The organism is Terasakiella sp. 4MB5A, from assembly GCF_050058155.1.
GTDB classification, from domain to species: domain Bacteria; phylum Pseudomonadota; class Alphaproteobacteria; order Rhodospirillales; family Terasakiellaceae; genus Terasakiella; species Terasakiella halodenitrificans.
Genome location: NZ_CP188815.1, coordinates 2,158,673 through 2,175,298 on the forward strand (window position 1 = coordinate 2,158,673; position 16,626 = coordinate 2,175,298).

Sequence of the window (16,626 nt, forward strand, 5' to 3'; positions counted from 1 at the left end):
TCTGAATAGAAATCAGACCGATGCATCAGTTCTTAAAAGATAACAATTCGTTAAGGGATATCAATATCTAAAACGCACCGTTGAATGCAAGAACATGTCGTTCCGTCATTTTCTTTGCTTTTTGAAGGTGATTCTACCGGATTTTACGTAATACGAAGGATCTAGCTTATTATTCAACTTGCTAATCCCTGCCCATGTTTGTTTAAATGCAATCGAAATTCCAATGGATTCGGAGTATCTCCCTTGAAAAAATGCGGTCTTTTCCTTTGCTGCCTCTTAATGGCACTGTGTCTTGTTTTCGTGTCCTCGGCTACTCGGGCTGCAGGAAGTGGCTTATTGAAAATACAAACACAAACCGGCACTGTTCAATTCAAGGTGGATTACGCAATTACACCGGCTGAAAAAGCAAAAGGCCTTATGCATCGAACGTCGCTTCCACAAAACACCGGCATGCTCTTTATCTATCAAAAACCGACATTGGTCACTATGTGGATGAAAAACACCCCGATATCGCTGGATATGTTTTTTATAAATCGAATGGGGCGTATTCGATTTATCGAAGAAAAAACACAGCCTAATTCAACGCGCCAAATTCATTCAGGAGGGCAAGTTTCAGCCGTTTTAGAGCTCCCGGCGGGTTCTGCAGAAAACCATGGAATTAAAGTTGGCGATCTGGTGATTTTACCAAATTGATTTTTTTTATTTTTTTATCTTGCAATGTGATCAGAAACTTCATAAGTTTCGGCCCGTCGGGGAGTAGCGCAGCCTGGTAGCGCACGTGCTTTGGGTGCATGGGGTCGCAGGTTCAATTCCTGTCTCCCCGACCAGCTTTTTTTAGAAAAGCTTATTTTTTCCAGTTACTATATTTTTGTATAACTTCATCTAACTGAACCCATTCAACGGGTTTGGAAATGAAGGCATTTATACCTGCCTTAAGATAACGTTCATTTTGTTCAGCTTTAACATCTGCTGTTAATGCAATAATGGGCACTTTCCCTTTATCTCCCGGTAATTGACGAATTTTAATAGTCGCATCACAACCGTCCATTTCAGGCATTTGCATATCGGTTAAAATGAGATCGAATTTTCCGCTTTTAGCCATCTCATATGCTTCACGACCGTTGACGGCTGTTTCTATATCGTAGCCCATCTTACGGAGAACTGTTGTAATTACCTTCCTGTTCACATCATTGTCTTCCGCAAGAAGAAGTTTTACCCCATTTGTTTCCTTATCTTCTTGGCCAACATGCAAAGAAGATAAGGAATCCTCTGATATTTCAGTAGGCTTACCTTCTTGAAAAACGGCTTCAAACCAGAAAGTACTCCCTTTCCCCACCTTACTATCAAAGCCAATTTCACCGTTCATAGCATCAACTAGTTTTTTTGAAATTGCCAATCCCAATCCTGTTCCGCCATATTTGCGGGTTGTTGAGCTATCCCCTTGACTAAAAGGTTTAAACAAACGTTCTTTTTGTCCGTCTGAAATGCCAATTCCAGTATCTTTCACGGCAAATATTAATTGTATCTTATTGTCAGCATCGGCAAATTGGGTCAAATGGACAATAACCTCGCCTTCTTGTGTAAATTTAATCGCATTTGTCATAAAATTTAATAAAACTTGTCGCAAACGCGTTTTATCTGCCTGCACAATTGGACAAAGGTTTGGTTGCGCCTTTTCATAACGTAGCGAGATCCCTTTATCCTCAACCGTCGGTGTTAAAGAGACGATCAGCGCCTCAATCAACTGATCAAGATCAAAAGTTGTATATTCCAATTCAATCTGTTCTGCTTCGAATTTGGAATAATCAAGAATATCATTCAGCAATAATAATAAGTTATTTGAGGAGGATTTCAGGCCTTCAACAAATTTTTTGTGCTCTAAAGACATATCAGAAGAAAGCAATAGGTCCGCAATACCCATAATACCGGTCAGGGGAGTGCGTAACTCATGGCTGATAATGGCAGAAAATTCACTTTTTGCTTTAGATGCGGCTTCGGCTCGCTCTTTCTCTAATAAGTATCTTTGTGCGAGTTGTTCCAAATCCTGTTTTTGGCGCTCGAGTTCTTTTTGATTAATTAATAATTTCTCTTCGGCGATTTTCAAATCGGTAATATCTGTTCTTACCCCAACAATCATGCCGGATTTGGTGACACGTTCATCAATTTTCAACCAAGCCCCTTTATCCGTTTTTTGAACAACCGTTTTTGATGGATTTCGGTGTCTCTCAAGACGTTCTTGCAGCCATTTTTCATTTTCTTCAGCTGTCCTTCCCGCATGGGGATATTGTCCATTATCAATCCCATAACGAATAATACTTTCAAAGGAGGCGCCTTTCTTAATGGCCGGTGCCGATGTTTTGTAGGTATCAAGATAGGCTTGATTGCATATAAAAAGACGATCATGCCAGTCATAAATGACAAAACCATCTGTTATCGTTTCAATCGCCTCATTTAAAACTTCTTCAACAAGAGTTTTCTCTTGTTGCACACGAATTTCCTGTGTCATTTCCCGCACAAGAATAGCTGCAATGATATTCTCAGCGTCATCAATGTCAGGTAAAAAGCAAATATTTAGGCCAACAAATAGAAAGCTGGATTTACTTGTCAGTGTTTCAATTTGTCGTAAGCATAGTTTTTTGATGACTTCATTTTCTTTTGTTGTCGCCTTAACCAATCCAGTTTTTAAAAGCTGAACCACTTCATCAGAAAAAAACACACCCAAATCATGGCCGGGTAGTTCCATTGACACATACCCAAATAGGGATTTGGCTTTCTGATTGATTTCTAAAATTTTTCCTGTCAGATCAACAAAAATAGCAGCCTGAGAAAAATCATATATTTTTGTTAATCTACACACTGTTTTAGCCATCACTAAATTAAATGAATTATTGAGAATATTCTGATCATTAAAATCACAAATGTCACTAAATTCATATAAGGTACATACCTGATAAAAACAAATTTTTAGGAAATTAAAGCAATTTTCATTTGACGCAGTGGCAAGATTGGGGCATTCACCCAAGACTGCTGATACAATTGGCTGAAAAGATATGGAAGGTGTTTGACTATGGACGTTCGTATTTACCAACCCGCCAAGAATGCCATGCAATCTGGTCGCGCGAAAACAAAGATCTGGATTTTGGAATTCATGCCTATCGCTGCGGAACGCGCCGATGACCTTATGGGCTGGACTGGCGGCGGCGACACCCGTAAACAGCTGCAAATGAAATTTGAAAGCAAAGAGCAAGCAATTGCCTTTGCTAAGAAAAAAGGCCTTTCTTTTACAGTGAAAGAACCCAAAGCCCGCAAATTGCAGATTAAAAATTATGCTGATAACTTCGCACTTAACCGCGTTGTTTATTAAATTCAGCACTAAATAAAACCAGCGCCCATAGCTCAGCTGGATAGAGCATCCGCCTTCTAAGCGGACGGTCGAGGGTTCGAATCCTTCTGGGCGCGCCAGCAACAAAAAAACCTAAGATGAGTAGGGTATACCATCTTAGGTTTTTTTTATGATCTTATCTGAATCATAAAGCGTTTTTATTTGAACTCTTCCAGATAGTAATCGACAATGCTCCCTTGGCGCGAGAAATTGGCGATTATCGATGAAAAACAGATTAAAAACCATCGAGATCACAAAAAAATATATAGAAGCATTTAACCGACGTGATCTTAAAACTATTGAAGAAATGCTGGATGAACGTGATGTATGTTTCGTCCGGCAGGCCGAACCAACAATATTGGGGCGAGAAGCCATTTTAAACCGAACTCGCAAGAGCTTGGATAAGCTTGATCGCCAAGGCCATCAACTGCATATGATCAATGCAATTATTGACGTAAAAGATATCTCTGCCCACCCTTGCATGTTGGGGATTATGGATGGAGACCGCCATAGTGTTGTGGTGCTCAGTTGTCACAATAATGCTCACATTGCCTCCATCTCTATTCTCGTCACTAAGGAGTTTTTAAAAAAAGCACGCCCGCTAGAACCGGCTGCACCGCGTGAGATTGCTGAACTTCACAGCATGAAACCCAAATTAACCCATGAGGAACTGGTGCAACGGCGAGAAATATTGACGGAAAAAGCCATTCATCTACAGGAACGCTTGAAAACGGAAGGCCCCACAAATGAGTTGATGGGTAAATTTGACCGTCTCCAAGACGCACAAAAAAAACTTAAGCAAGACGAATACGACATTCTTTATCAGGACTAAATCATTCAGGATATCCTGTATCTACAACATAAACGGCGCTTAAAAAAACAATTAAAGGTTTAAAAAACAATGAAAAAACATATTAGCCTTATCAACACCTTTATATTTAGTGTTTCTATATTTATCTCATTAATCATATTTTCTGATCATTTTTCTTTTGCACAAGATGTAAAAAATATTGATGATTTACAGTCTGTTATCATCCTACAAAAGGCAACAATTGCAGAACAAACGCGTCAAATTTATTTTATCGCTATAGGCGGTTTTCTCAGTATGAGTCTGGTAATTGCATATCTCTTTTATCTTTTAAGAAGACGCCACAATGATGAGAAACAATTGAGGCTCGCATCATCCGTATTTGAAAATGCCATTGAAGCCGTTGTCGTCACTGATACCCGCGCCGTCATCCAAACCGTCAACAAAGCCTTTAGCGACATTACAGGCTTTAGCCGTGAAGAAGCCACCGGGCAACCGATGGGAATTTTAAATTCCGGTTATCACGATAAAAGTTTCTATGATGAAATGTATGAAAGCCTCCAAACCAGTGGAGAATGGGAAGGCGAGATTTGGAACCGGCGCAAAGATGCCAGTGTTTACCCGGAACATCTAACAATTACGACACTGCAAAACCACAAAGGTGCACAAGAAGGTTATGTGGCCCTTTTCACCGATATTACAAAGCGCAAAGAAGCAGAAGCACGCATTAAACATCAAGCGAATTATGATCCTTTAACCGAACTGGCAAACCGAAATCTTCTCATTGATCGTTTAACCCGCGCCGTTTACCGTGCAGAAGGGGAGGCCAGCGAAGTCGCTTTTTTACTTATTGATCTGGATCGCTTTAAAATCGTTAATGATACTTTTGGCCATCCCATCGCAGATGAATTATTAAAACTGGTTGGTAACCGTTTGCGCGATCAAACTAAAAAAGTGGATACCTGTGCTCGTCTCGGTGGCGATGAGTTTGGTATTGTGCTCACCGATATAACCGATCTTTACAGTATAGAAGAAATCCTTGTTAAAATACTTCAGGATATTGCCAAACCTTATAAGCTGGAAAAACAAGAGGCTTTTATTTCTGCGAGTATTGGTGTGGCACTTTATCCAAATGACGGTAAAGATGCCCTGACATTGCTGAAGAATGCAGAAAGTGCAATGTATCGGGCAAAAGACAAGGGGCGTAATAACTTTCAATTCTTCACAGAAGCGATTGATTTGGAGGCTCAACGTCTTTTAGAACTGGAAAACGCCCTGCATTTGGCGCTAGAGCGTAACGAATTTATCGTGAATTACCAGCCGATTGTTTCTTTATCCGACCCCGGCACCATCAATTGTGAAGCCCTTATTCGCTGGCAACATCCCAGTAAGGGCTTAATCGCTCCATCCGAATTTATACCACTGGCAGAAGAAGCCGGCTTGATCGTCCCCATCGGGGAATGGGTTTTACGAGAGTCCTGTACAGAAGCTGCAAGTTGGATGAAACTCAGTGAAAATTCCCCAAAAATATCTGTCAATTGCTCAACACGTCAATTTCAGCGCGTCGATATGGCAGACCTTGTCGCACAAGTTTTAGAAGAAACTGGATTGCCGGCAGATAAACTTTGTCTGGAAATTACAGAAAGCCTGATTATCAAAGACGATGATGACGGCATACAACGCCAACTTGAAAGACTAAATGAGATGGGCGTTGCGCTCAGTATTGATGATTTCGGCACCGGATATTCTTCTTTGAGCTATCTTAAACGGTTTCCGATTTCAACGCTGAAAATTGACCGATCCTTCATTTCCGATGTAAACGCACAAGAGGATGAAGGTGCATTGGTGGAAGCAATTCTTTCAATGGCGGAAAGTCTTAAATTAAACGTTGTTGCTGAAGGGGTTGAAAACGCGCACCAGCAGGACTTTTTGAAAGAACGTGACTGTTCCTTCATTCAGGGGTTTCATTGTTCAAAACCCCTGTCGGGTGAAGAGTTTAGGAAGTTCCTGAAAAAATAAATATCAGTCGCTCTTTTTTCGACCACCTAAGCGCAACAATGCCAAAATAGCCCAAATTGGAATAACAATTGTTGCGCCGAGTAAAATATAAGGAACCATCCAGCGCAGCCAGCCTGTAAGTGTCGCATAGGCTTTAGTAACCGTTTCGCCAAAATTTTCCAAAATGGATTGCGGTGTGATATCAAACCAGGACATCGCCAACCCAACAATCAAAGATACAACAGCCAACTTTAAGACTGTTTTCCCAATGGCTTGCGCTTTGGTATCCTCATTATATTTGGTTACTTCACCCATCGCATCGTACTTTCGAAAATTATTAATCTTTAGGTTCTTATAAGGATAACTTACGCGTTATTCAACCGTACAAAGCCCTTTTCAAGGTCTGCAAGCAAGTCTTCTATGTTTTCCTGCCCGGCATGAATGCGCAAACACGGACCCTTATCAGGCCATCCGGTCGCTTGGCGTGCACCTTGCGGATTGAACGGAATAATCAAACTTTCATAACCACCCCAGCTATAGCCCATAGGGAAAAGTTCCATACCGTCCAACATGGCAGCAACAGCCGTATTATTATACTTTTCATCAAGAACAACTGAAAACAGTCCACATGCACCGCTGAAATCACGTTTCCAGATTTCATGTCCAGGACAATCTTCAAAGGCAGGATGGAGAATACGGGTTACTTCGGGACGCTCTTTCAGCCAGCTTGCCATTTTGATCCCATTATCCTGATGAATGGCAAGACGGGCGGGCAGGGTACGAATACCGCGTTGTGCCAGATAACAATCATCAGGTGCCGCACAATACCCCATACCGTAAACATATGTTTTGACCTTTTTATAAAGGTCTTCGTGTAAGGCAATGGTACCTAGCATAACGTCAGAATGACCGCCAATATATTTTGTCGCCGCCTGAACGGAGATATCACATCCGTTTTCAAATGCATTGAAGAAATAGCCCGCACCCCAAGTATTATCAATAATCACAAGCACATCACGATCATGGGCTGCCTTGGCAATTGCAGGGATATCCTGAACTTCAAATGTTAAGGAACCGGGGGCTTCGGTAAAGACGATTTTGGTATTATCCTGAATAAGTGCAGAGATGCCTGAACCAATCATCGGATCATAATAGGTTGTTTCAACACCAAAACCTTTAAGTACCGTATCGCAAAACTTTTTTGTCGGGAAATAGGCCGAGTCCGTTACCAAAATATGATCACCCGTTTTCACAAAGGGTAAAATAGCCCCTGTAATTGCCGCTAGGCCTGATTGTACAGCAATGGCACGATCGGCCCCTTCAAGGCTTGCAACGGCTTCTTCCAAGGCTTGCGATGTGGGGGTTGCCATGCGCCCGTAATAAATACCTTCTGTCGGGTTCTCACCGGCCTTATGCATTGCGGCGACACTTGGGAATGTCACAGTGGAAGCATGGTACACTGGCGGATTCACAATGCCAAAATTATCTTTGGGATTGCGCCCGGCATGGAGAATACGGGTTTCTTTTTTCATGGCGAATAGACCTTGTTTGTATTCGGATCAGGACAAACTACACAGAAAAACAAAACCCCGCAATGTCACATGCGGGGTTTTTAAAGCTATTCCAATATTTTCTATTCAACAGGCGTATCATCGCTGGAGCCCCATTCGGCCCACGAACCATCATAAACGGCAGCATCTTTATTGCCCAACAGGTAGGCCGCAAAAGCAAGAACGGACGCCGTAACACCAGAGCCACAACTGGCAACCATCGGTTTACGTGGGTCAATGCCGGCTTTTTCGAAAATAGACAGCATTTCTTTTGCTGTTTTAAACGTCCCACCATTTTCGACATCAATAAGACTGTCAAAGGGAACGTTATGAGAATTGGGGATACGCCCCACTTTATGAACATTCCACGGTTCCGTACCTTCCCCGCGATAACGTTCAGCAGAACGCGCATCCACCACTTGTTCACGTTTGCGTTCAATGTTGTTCAACATCTTCTGCTTATCGCGAATGATAAAATGATTAATCCGTGGGGTGAAATGGCGTTCTTGTACGGGTTCGACCGGCCCTTCTTCAATTGGGTTACCGTCTGCAATCCATTTACCAAGGCCACCATCGAGAACAGCGATATCTTCATAACCGAAATATCTAAACGTCCACCAAACACGTGTTGCCGCGCAGCAACTATTTCTGGAATCATAAACAACCATACGCACGCCATCGCCAAGGCCGAGTTTGCGAACCCGTGAGGAAAACTTCTCAGCCGATGGCACCATATGGGGGAGGGGGCTTTTCTCGTCCGCGATATCGTCTACATCAAAAAACTGTGCACCGGGAATGCGTGCTTCCATATAGGAATCGCGTGCCGTTTTACCTTCAACAGGCAAAAAATAAGTTGCATCAATCACACGAACGTCCGGTGCGTCCATATGATCTGCAAGCCATTGGGTATCGACAAGTGCATTTGGGTTTTTAAAGGTCATTTCGCCCCCCTTATATCTCTTTTTCTCCTGTACCTATTGGGCACTTTTGACAAAGATTAGGCAAGTGAAATTTGAACTTTCTCATCCATTATCCAACAAAAAAGCCGTACGCTCAAAAGGTGACGGCTTTTTAATAAGGACCCTACATCCAGTCCGGTGTCGGTAAATTTTGTTCTCGCAAAAATTCAGGATTAAACAACTTACTTTGATATCGGGTTCCACTATCACACAAAACCGTAACGATGGTATGGCCCGGTCCCATTTCTTTTGCTAAACGAATAGCACCGGCAACATTAACGCCAGAAGAGCCACCCACGCAAATCCCCTCGTTTTTCAACAATTCAAAAACAAGTAAGACGGCCTCTTCATCGTGGATTTGGTAGGCGTGATCAATAACGGCCCCTTCAAGGTTGGCCGTAATGCGCCCTTGTCCAATCCCTTCTGTGATGGAAGAACCTTCGGCCTTTAATTCACCGTGTTTATAATAATGATAGAGCGCGGCACCCATCGGGTCGGCAATCGCAATCTGGACTTCTGGATTATGTGCCTTTAAGCCCATTGAAATCCCGGCCAATGTACCACCTGTTCCCACGGCACAGACAAAACCGTCCACTTTTCCGTCTGTTTGCTGCCAGATTTCTTGTGCAGTTGTCTCCATATGCCCTTGACGGTTTGCCACATTGTCAAACTGGTTCGCCCAAATCGCCCCATTTTTCTCGGCTTTTGCAAGTTCTTCGGCTAAACGGCGTGAATAATGCACATAATTATTGGGATCTTTATACGGCACTGCCGGGACAAGACGAAGATCAGCCCCGCACAGGCGCAACATATCCTTTTTTTCCTGACTTTGCGTTTCCGGCATAACAATCACGCTGCGATAGCCCAAAGCGCGTCCGACTAAGGCAATGCCAATCCCTGTATTTCCCGCTGTGCCTTCCACAATAACACCACCGGGGCGCAACAGACCTTTTGCTTCTGCATCTTTGATAATAGCCAAGGCGGCGCGATCTTTGATTGATCCACCAGGATTTAGAAATTCAGCTTTTGCCAAAATTTCACAGCCGGTTTCTTCCGATGCGTTTTTTAGCCGGATAAGGGGCGTGTTACCGATGGTTCCAACAAAACCGTTTCGAATGTCCATATGTCATCTCTTCAAACATGATTGTGCGTTGAAGGGAAAATAGTCACTCGTTTAGAATTTTTCAATATTTAATCTAATATTATTGTTGTTTATTTATTTTTACACCATTTTTCACGTATATTATTGTGGTGTAATTTCAGCCATTGTAAGGCAATTATCCCTGTCGAATTATGCATATGACCATTGTTCAATAATTCAAAAGCTTCTGCACTCGACATTTTTAAAACACGAATATGTTCGCCTTCTTCTTCCAAACCCGCATGATCAAGGGCTTCATCGCTATCAACTTCCACACAATATAAATGGATGGTTTCAGATGATCCCCCCGGTGTCACAATATAATCAGCAATAAATTCGGTCCGCTTGGCTTCACAGCCGGTTTCTTCTGTTGTTTCGCGAATAGCAACCTCTTTGGGTGTTTGTCCGTCTTCAATAATTCCGGCCGGGATTTCCAGCAGCCACGGGTTATTTCCGGCGGCATAAGCGCCGGGGCGGAATTGTTCAATTAAAATAACGATATCTTTAACCGGGTCGTAAGGCAGCATGGCGGAGGCATGACCACGTTCAAAAACTTCACGCGTAATTGGTTTTGTCCAACCGCCTTCGTGAATACGATGCTGTATCGTATAGACATCAATCTGGAAGTATCCCTTAAAAGGGGTCTCTTTCTTGACAAGCTTCACATCGTCTTGGCTAAATTGTGCGTAATCTGCCCGGCTCTTTGCCATTTATCGTCCCCAGATTTCTTTTGCCAATGCTTTAATTTCGCGGGCAGCTGCACTGCTTTTATCAGATTCAACAACCCCAAGTCCGTCAATCATACTGGAAGCAAAGGCAACCCGATTGCCTAATGTCGCGCTCAACATCGGGCGCTCATCTTCTTCCAGCATGGTTTTAATCTTTTCCAGCAGTTTTCCACGCGGAGGAATGCGGTTTAAAAGAACAATGGCTTCTGTTTTCTCTTTTTTGGCTTGCTTAAACGTCGGTTCGGTCGCCCAGACATCCATTGGGCTGGGTTGAACCGGGATGACCAATAAATCTGCATAACGAATGGCAATATTTGCCTCGGTTTGCGCATGAGGGGGCGCATCAACCAAAATCACATCGAAGTCTTGTTTTAATCTATCCAATTCATTTTTTAAGCGCCAACCGCCCACACTTGACAAAACAATCCGGTTTTTTTCACCCAACGTTCTTTTTCGTTCTGCAAACCATGAAGTTAGACTTGCCTGCGGATCAATATCGACCAAGGCGACATTCTTCTTTTGTGCGGCATAAACAGCTGAGAGTTGGGCCACAACGGTTGTTTTACCGGCACCGCCTTTTTGTTGGGCAATGGTGATGATCTTGGCAGACATTGCAAGCCTCCTGCATAAAATGTGCGTCTTGAACACTCAATTGTTGCTTGAGTATGTCGCAATAGCAAGGAATTGCTGCATCGCACCAATTAAAAACGGTTGTAAGACAGGCCCGATAGACTGATTTCCGGTGTTTTCTCGCCAATTATGTCTGTAATGACTTGTGCGGACCCGCAAGACATTGTCCAGCCCAACGTCCCATGTCCGGTGTTTAAATATAAGGAATCGATAGATGTTTTACCGATGATGGGTACACTATCTGGTGTTTTTGGACGCAAACCTGCCCAGAGTTCCGCATCATTAGGATTGGCACATCCCGGAAACAGTTCCATCGTTTTCTTCAGGATAAAATCCGTACGAACATCATTTAATGCCGTACTATATCCACCAAGCTCTGCCGTGCCTGCTACCCGCAAGTGGTCGCCGAAGCGGCTGATAACCAATTTAAATTCATCGTCGGTTAAACTGACCGTTGGTGCGCTTTCCGGTTTTAACAAGGGCAGGGTGATGGAATATCCCTTGGCGGGATAGATCGGTAACTTTATCCCGTGTTCTTTCACCAAAAAACGGCTGAAACTGCCCATGCAAACCACATAGGCATCCGCTTTTATAGTTCCGTGATTGGTTGAAACGCCTTGAACTTTACCGTTTTCCACGATTAAGCGTTGAATGTCGTGATTAAATCGAAAATCAACCCCTTTGACCTTCGCACTGCGTTCAATGGCTTGGGTAAATTTATGGGCATCGCCACTTTCATCATCTTGCGAATAAATCCCGCCGACCAATTCCTCGCGGACATGGTTCAAGGCTGGTTCACATGTGACGCATTGGGATGGGGACAAAACACGACGATCCAATCCATATTTGCGCATGATACTTGCTGCGTGAACGGCTTGATCAAACTCTTTCGAATCCCGATAGAAATGCAGGATACCTTCTTCGCGTTGATCATATGATAAATTCAATTCGCGGCGCAGTTCTTTTAAACAGTTGCGGCTATGCAACGCGATACGCAATGTGCGTTCGGTATTGATTTCAGTCTTACGTGACGTGCAGTTCTTTAAAAACTGAAAACACCATGACCACAGGGCCGGGTCGAGGTGTAAATAATGAAACAGAAGTGGTGCATCTTTTTTTCCAAGCCATTTTAAGGCTTTCCACGGGGTTGCGGGGCTCGCCCACGGGACAGCGTGGGCGGCAGCAATCTGCCCGCCGTTTGCAAAACTCGTTTCCATTGCAGATGTCTCTTGGCGGTCCAGTACCACAACGTTATGTCCGGCTTTTTGTAAATAAAAAGCCGTCGTTGTACCGACTACACCTGCGCCAAGGACCAATACCCGCACGACAACACTCTCTTTTTCTTGTATTACTGGAACCGTATTTAAAAGCAGAGAACCTTAAAGGCAAGGAAGCGATGGCAAAAAACACAAAAAACCATCTTCTTAGTGTCGCACAGATGTATGAGGCAGACCAACGCACTATAGACAGCGGTATCTCGGGCATACGACTTATGGAAGCTGCCGGAAGTGCGATTGCACGTGAGATTACAACCCGCTGGTCTCCGCGCAAAACGGTTATTCTATGTGGACCGGGGAATAATGGGGGGGACGGTTTTGTCGTTGCCCGCCTTTTGCATAGAAAAGGGTGGTATGTGCGTATTTTGCTTTTGGGGGAACGTGATAACCTAAAAGGGGATGCAAAAATCAATGCGGATCGTTGGCCGTTTGAAATACAGCCTTTCTCACCAGACGGTGTCCAAGATGCAGATCTGATTGTTGATGCAGTTTTTGGTGCAGGTTTGGTGCGTGATGTGGACGGCATTGTTGCCCTGACATTAAAGGCCGCCCAACAACAAGACGTCCCGATCGTTGCTATCGATATGCCCAGCGGTGTTCATGGCGATAGCGGACATATTTTGGGGATGGCGATACAAGCCGACGTGACCGTCACATTTTGCCGGGCCAAAACCGGGCATTACCTTCTGCCCGGACGTACAATGTGCGGTGAATTGGTTATTGCAGATATCGGTATCCCGGATCAAATTATTGAACAGATTGCCCCTGAGAACAGTAAAAACGCACCGGCGGATCTATTCCCTTGGCCGAAAACAGAGGGGCATAAATTTGATCGCGGGCATGGCGTTCTTATCGGCGGGCAGCAAATGACCGGGGCAACCCGACTGGCAGCCCTTTGTGCGCGACGGGTCGGGGCAGGCTTAATCACTATTGCTGCGCGTGGCACTTCTTACATGGTCTATCGTAAATGTGAACCGGGAAATTTAGTTTCAAATGATGACTTAAACGAGATTCTCGCCGATCCACGTAAAAATACAGTTCTGATTGGCCCCGGCCTCGGTATAGGGGAGGGACGAAAGGCCTTGGTTGAAGGTCTTCTTAACACCGATAAGAATCTTATTCTGGATGCCGATGCCTTAACCATGCTCGCCGGGTATAGGTGGTCAAATCGTAAAGGTGAAACCTTACTCACCCCACATGAAGGTGAATTTAAACGGCTTTTTCCCGATGTTAAGGGATCCAAACTGGAACGCGCACGCCAAGCCGCAAACCAGTCTAACGCAACTGTTTTGCTGAAAGGACCAGATACCGTCATTGCCGCACCGGATGGTCGTTGCACCATAAATGCAACGGGCACCCCCTGGCTGGCAACGGCAGGAAGTGGGGATTCTTTGGCAGGTATCTGTCTTGGGCTGCTCTGTCAGGGGTTAAATTCATATGATGGTGCCTGTTTAGGAACCTGGCTGCATGGAAAGTGTGCTGAATTAGGCGGAGCGGGCCTGATTTCCGAGGATATAAGTACACTTTTACCCGAAGTTTTCAAAACATTGCAAAAATAAGTATTCTTATTGTTGACTTGCCAAGCGGAATGTATAGAGTGTGCCCGCAATTGGATTCGAGCGCTTGGCGCTATTGAGTACGATTTTTGGACAATGCGGGTGTGGTGAAATTGGTAGACACGCCAGATTTAGGTTCTGGTGGCGCAAGCCGTGGGGGTTCAAGTCCCTCCACCCGCACCAAAATATCAACCTCAGAGACAGGCTGCCGCACCGAGTTCAGAAACACGCGAATTCGTAAACCCAATCCTTATAGAGATTTCCCATATGCAGGTTACTGAAACCAAGGCCGAAGGCCTCAATCGTGAATACACCGTCGTTGTTGCTGCTTCCGACATTGAAACTAAAGTAACAACTCGCCTCGGTGAGATTTCCAAAACTGTTAAAATTCCGGGTTTCCGCCCCGGTAAAGTTCCTTCCAAAATCTTGCGCCAGAAATATGGCCAGTCCGTAATGGGCGAAGTACTGGAAGGCGCTGTGAACGAAGCTTCTGCCAAAACACTGGAAGAAAACGAACTTCGTCCGGCGGCACAGCCCAAGATCGAAATCACCAAATTTGAAGAAGGTGCCGATCTGGAATTCACTATGGCTGTTGAATTGTTCCCTGAGTTCGATCTCATGGATTTCAAAAAAGTCAAACTTGAGCGCTTGGTTGTTCCGGTTAAAGACGAAGAAATCGACGAGACACTACAACGTATTGCTGATGCCAATAAAGATTCTGAGCCAGCTAAGTCCAAAGCAAAGAAAATTGCTAAAGGCAACATCGCTGTTATCGATTTTGTCGGCAGTGTTGATGGCGTTGAATTCGATGGTGGCAAAGGTGAAAACTACAGCTTGGAAATCGGTTCCAACACATTTATCCCGGGCTTTGAAGACCAGCTGATTGGCTTAAAAGTTGACGACGAAAGAGACGTTGAAGTGAAGTTCCCGGAAGAATACGGCGCAGAAAACCTTGCAGGTAAAGACGCTGTCTTCAAATGTAAAATCAACGAAATCCGTACTGTTGTTCCGGCTGAGATCAATGACGATCTGGCAAAGAAAATCGGTATGGAATCTTTGGACGCCCTGAAAGAAGCGATTCGTGAAGAACGTTCCAAAGAATTCGAACAAATGACACGCCAGCACGTCAAAAAGCATTTGCTTGACGCATTGGACGAAGCTCATTCTTTTGAACTGCCGGCTTCACTGGTTGAAGGTGAAAGCAACCAAATTTGGTCTCAGTTTGAAGAAACACGTAAAAACAACCCGGATCAGATCGACGCAGAAGACAAAGACAAGTCTGATGAAGAACTGAAAGCCGATTACGCGAAAATTGCAGAACGTCGCGTTCGTCTGGGCTTGGTCTTGGCTGAAGTGGGCCGTGTCAACAAGCTGGAACTGTCCCCGGATGATCTGAACGGTGCGATCCTGAACGAAGCCCGTCGTTACCCGGGTCAAGAGCAGGCTGTTTTCGAATATTTCAAAAACAACCCGCAAGCAATCGAATCTCTGCGCGCACCGCTTTTTGAAGAAAAAGTCGTCGACTTCATTCTTGAATTGGCTGACGTAAAGGATAAAGAAGTTACAGCGGAAGACCTTCTGAATTCCTTGAACGCAGAAGAAGAAGCAGATTCAAAAAAGAAAGCTCCGGCTAAGAAAAAGGCTGCAGCTAAGAAAAAAGAAGAAGACGAAGACGAAGAATAAGCTTTTTAGCACTTTTCTGATGTTCCCCCTTGCGGGAATTGAAAAGGCTTCGTAATTTAAACCCACCTTGCAAAATGCAGGGTGGGTTTTTTTAATGCAATTCAAGGAACGAATTTATAATGCACGATCCTCTTAGCGTCATGAGCAACCTGGTCCCCATGGTCGTGGAAACGACAAATCGCGGGGAACGCGCCTACGACATCTATTCCCGACTGTTAAAAGAACGTATTATCTTCGTAACAGGGCAGGTAGAAGACCATATGGCGAGTCTGATCTGCGCACAGCTTCTGTTCCTAGAATCGGAAAATCCGGACAAAGATATTGCCATGTACATCAACTCTCCCGGCGGTGTTGTCACAAGTGGCCTGTCCATCTATGACACCATGCAATATATCCGCCCGGACGTTTCCACCGTTTGTTTGGGACAAGCTTGCTCTATGGGTTCACTTTTATTGGCCGCTGGGACTGCTGGTAAGCGTTACGCCTTGCCAAACTCCCGCATTATGGTTCACCAGCCTTCCGGCGGTGCACAAGGTCAAGCAACTGATATTGAAATTCAAGCGCGTGAGATTCTGGCCCTTAAACGTCGCCTGAACGAAATTTACGTTCACCACACAGGGCAAAAACTCGAAGAAATCGAAGCAGCACTGGAACGTGACCGTTTCATGCAGCCCGAAGAAGCAAAATCTTTTGGTCTTATTGATCAGGTGGTCGCATCCCGTCCGAAAGGTGAAGGCGATTCTGAAGATTAATTCGATATTTCCCTACTCATTGCAGCACGCCCGCTTCATAAGCGGGCGTTTTGCTTTTTTGTAATTTCAACAAAAGGCCTGTTCACGCACGAAGGCAAATAGATGGGCTGAAATTAACAAAAAGGTCATTTTAGGCATTGTAGTCCGAACTAAAGTCGGGCT

The 16,626-nt window shown here is 44.4% G+C and carries 15 protein-coding genes and 3 tRNA genes; 10 read left to right on the forward strand and 8 right to left on the reverse strand.

The genetic code is table 11. From position 1 onward, the window contains the following. The first annotated feature begins 336 nt into the window (after window positions 1-336). Entirely contained in the window at window positions 337-693 is a 357-nt protein-coding gene (locus tag ACI0FF_RS09925) for a DUF192 domain-containing protein (RefSeq protein WP_419796711.1), read from the forward strand. Between the two features lie 57 nt (window positions 694-750). Then, window positions 751-827, forward strand: a tRNA-Pro gene (locus ACI0FF_RS09930). Between the two features lie 17 nt (window positions 828-844). Here ACI0FF_RS09930 and ACI0FF_RS09935 read toward each other — a convergent pair. Beyond that, complete coding sequence (locus ACI0FF_RS09935; RefSeq protein WP_419796712.1) at window positions 845-3,022, reverse strand: ATP-binding protein; 2,178 nt, start codon at window positions 3,020-3,022, stop codon at window positions 845-847. Between the two features lie 45 nt (window positions 3,023-3,067). Between ACI0FF_RS09935 and ACI0FF_RS09940 the strand changes: the two genes are divergently transcribed. The 4 genes from ACI0FF_RS09940 to ACI0FF_RS09955 all read left to right on the forward strand — a co-directional run bounded on the left by ACI0FF_RS09940 (window position 3,068) and on the right by ACI0FF_RS09955 (window position 6,209). Further along, window positions 3,068-3,364, forward strand: coding sequence for an ETC complex I subunit (locus ACI0FF_RS09940; protein WP_419796713.1), 297 nt, complete (start codon window positions 3,068-3,070; stop codon window positions 3,362-3,364). Window positions 3,365-3,385: 21 nt separating this feature from the next. After that, a tRNA-Arg gene (locus ACI0FF_RS09945) sits at window positions 3,386-3,462 on the forward strand. Window positions 3,463-3,605: 143 nt separating this feature from the next. Beyond that, window positions 3,606-4,214 carry a hypothetical protein gene (locus tag ACI0FF_RS09950; RefSeq protein ID WP_419796714.1) on the forward strand — a complete coding sequence of 203 codons (609 nt, stop codon included), beginning with the start codon at window positions 3,606-3,608 and terminating at the stop codon, window positions 4,212-4,214. A gap of 336 nt (window positions 4,215-4,550) precedes the next feature. Beyond that, a complete protein-coding gene (locus tag ACI0FF_RS09955; protein ID WP_419796715.1) occupies window positions 4,551-6,209 on the forward strand; it encodes a putative bifunctional diguanylate cyclase/phosphodiesterase in 1,659 nt (552 codons plus the stop codon). 3 nt (window positions 6,210-6,212) lie between these two features. On the opposite strand, the gene ACI0FF_RS09960 is transcribed toward ACI0FF_RS09955, so the two are convergent. The 7 genes from ACI0FF_RS09960 to ACI0FF_RS09990 form a co-directional block, all read right to left on the reverse strand. Beyond that, a complete protein-coding gene (locus ACI0FF_RS09960) occupies window positions 6,213-6,503 on the reverse strand; it encodes a DUF6460 domain-containing protein (RefSeq protein ID WP_419796716.1) in 291 nt (96 codons plus the stop codon). Window positions 6,504-6,553: 50 nt separating this feature from the next. After that, on the reverse strand, window positions 6,554-7,720 hold the full coding sequence (metC, locus tag ACI0FF_RS09965; protein ID WP_419796717.1) for a cystathionine beta-lyase: 1,167 nt from the start codon (window positions 7,718-7,720) through the stop codon (window positions 6,554-6,556). A gap of 101 nt (window positions 7,721-7,821) precedes the next feature. Beyond that, window positions 7,822-8,679, reverse strand: a complete 858-nt coding sequence (gene sseA / locus ACI0FF_RS09970) for a 3-mercaptopyruvate sulfurtransferase (RefSeq protein WP_419796718.1) — start codon at window positions 8,677-8,679, stop codon at window positions 7,822-7,824. 142 nt (window positions 8,680-8,821) lie between these two features. Then, entirely contained in the window at window positions 8,822-9,820 is a 999-nt protein-coding gene (locus ACI0FF_RS09975) for a cysteine synthase A (RefSeq protein ID WP_419796719.1), read from the reverse strand. A gap of 89 nt (window positions 9,821-9,909) precedes the next feature. Next, window positions 9,910-10,548: an NUDIX domain-containing protein gene (locus ACI0FF_RS09980; protein WP_419796720.1), complete on the reverse strand. Its 639-nt coding sequence runs from the start codon at window positions 10,546-10,548 to the stop codon at window positions 9,910-9,912. Further along, a complete protein-coding gene (gene parA, locus ACI0FF_RS09985) occupies window positions 10,549-11,178 on the reverse strand; it encodes a ParA family partition ATPase (protein ID WP_419796721.1) in 630 nt (209 codons plus the stop codon). It abuts the gene before it with no gap. Window positions 11,179-11,267: 89 nt separating this feature from the next. Next, window positions 11,268-12,521, reverse strand: a complete 1,254-nt coding sequence (locus ACI0FF_RS09990) for a D-amino acid dehydrogenase (protein ID WP_419796722.1) — start codon at window positions 12,519-12,521, stop codon at window positions 11,268-11,270. Window positions 12,522-12,592: 71 nt separating this feature from the next. Between ACI0FF_RS09990 and ACI0FF_RS09995 the strand changes: the two genes are divergently transcribed. The 4 genes from ACI0FF_RS09995 (at window position 12,593) to clpP (ending at window position 16,464) form a co-directional block, all read left to right on the forward strand. Next, window positions 12,593-14,032, forward strand: coding sequence for an NAD(P)H-hydrate dehydratase (locus ACI0FF_RS09995; protein ID WP_419796723.1), 1,440 nt, complete (start codon window positions 12,593-12,595; stop codon window positions 14,030-14,032). Between the two features lie 95 nt (window positions 14,033-14,127). Beyond that, a tRNA-Leu gene (locus tag ACI0FF_RS10000) sits at window positions 14,128-14,212 on the forward strand. An 84-nt stretch (window positions 14,213-14,296) separates the two neighbouring features. Beyond that, window positions 14,297-15,712: a trigger factor gene (gene tig, locus ACI0FF_RS10005; protein WP_419796724.1), complete on the forward strand. Its 1,416-nt coding sequence runs from the start codon at window positions 14,297-14,299 to the stop codon at window positions 15,710-15,712. A 119-nt stretch (window positions 15,713-15,831) separates the two neighbouring features. Further along, on the forward strand, window positions 15,832-16,464 hold the full coding sequence (clpP, locus tag ACI0FF_RS10010) for an ATP-dependent Clp endopeptidase proteolytic subunit ClpP (RefSeq protein ID WP_419796725.1): 633 nt from the start codon (window positions 15,832-15,834) through the stop codon (window positions 16,462-16,464). Window positions 16,465-16,626 lie beyond the last annotated feature (162 nt).

What these genes read in the sequence shown, in the direction of transcription:
- ACI0FF_RS09940 (WP_419796713.1), top strand. Translation starts at nt 3,068, where the DNA reads ATGGACGTTCGTATTTACCAACCCGCCAAGAATGCCATGCAATCTGGT.
- ACI0FF_RS09950 (WP_419796714.1), top strand. Translation starts at nt 3,606, where the DNA reads ATGAAAAACAGATTAAAAACCATCGAGATCACAAAAAAATATATAGAA.
- ACI0FF_RS09960 (WP_419796716.1), bottom strand. Translation starts at nt 6,503, where the DNA reads ATGGGTGAAGTAACCAAATATAATGAGGATACCAAAGCGCAAGCCATT.
- metC (WP_419796717.1), bottom strand. Translation starts at nt 7,720, where the DNA reads ATGAAAAAAGAAACCCGTATTCTCCATGCCGGGCGCAATCCCAAAGAT.
- sseA (WP_419796718.1), bottom strand. Translation starts at nt 8,679, where the DNA reads ATGACCTTTAAAAACCCAAATGCACTTGTCGATACCCAATGGCTTGCA.
- ACI0FF_RS09975 (WP_419796719.1), bottom strand. Translation starts at nt 9,820, where the DNA reads ATGGACATTCGAAACGGTTTTGTTGGAACCATCGGTAACACGCCCCTT.
- ACI0FF_RS09980 (WP_419796720.1), bottom strand. Translation starts at nt 10,548, where the DNA reads ATGGCAAAGAGCCGGGCAGATTACGCACAATTTAGCCAAGACGATGTG.
- parA (WP_419796721.1), bottom strand. Translation starts at nt 11,178, where the DNA reads ATGTCTGCCAAGATCATCACCATTGCCCAACAAAAAGGCGGTGCCGGT.
- ACI0FF_RS09995 (WP_419796723.1), top strand. Translation starts at nt 12,593, where the DNA reads ATGGCAAAAAACACAAAAAACCATCTTCTTAGTGTCGCACAGATGTAT.
- tig (WP_419796724.1), top strand. Translation starts at nt 14,297, where the DNA reads ATGCAGGTTACTGAAACCAAGGCCGAAGGCCTCAATCGTGAATACACC.
- clpP (WP_419796725.1), top strand. Translation starts at nt 15,832, where the DNA reads ATGCACGATCCTCTTAGCGTCATGAGCAACCTGGTCCCCATGGTCGTG.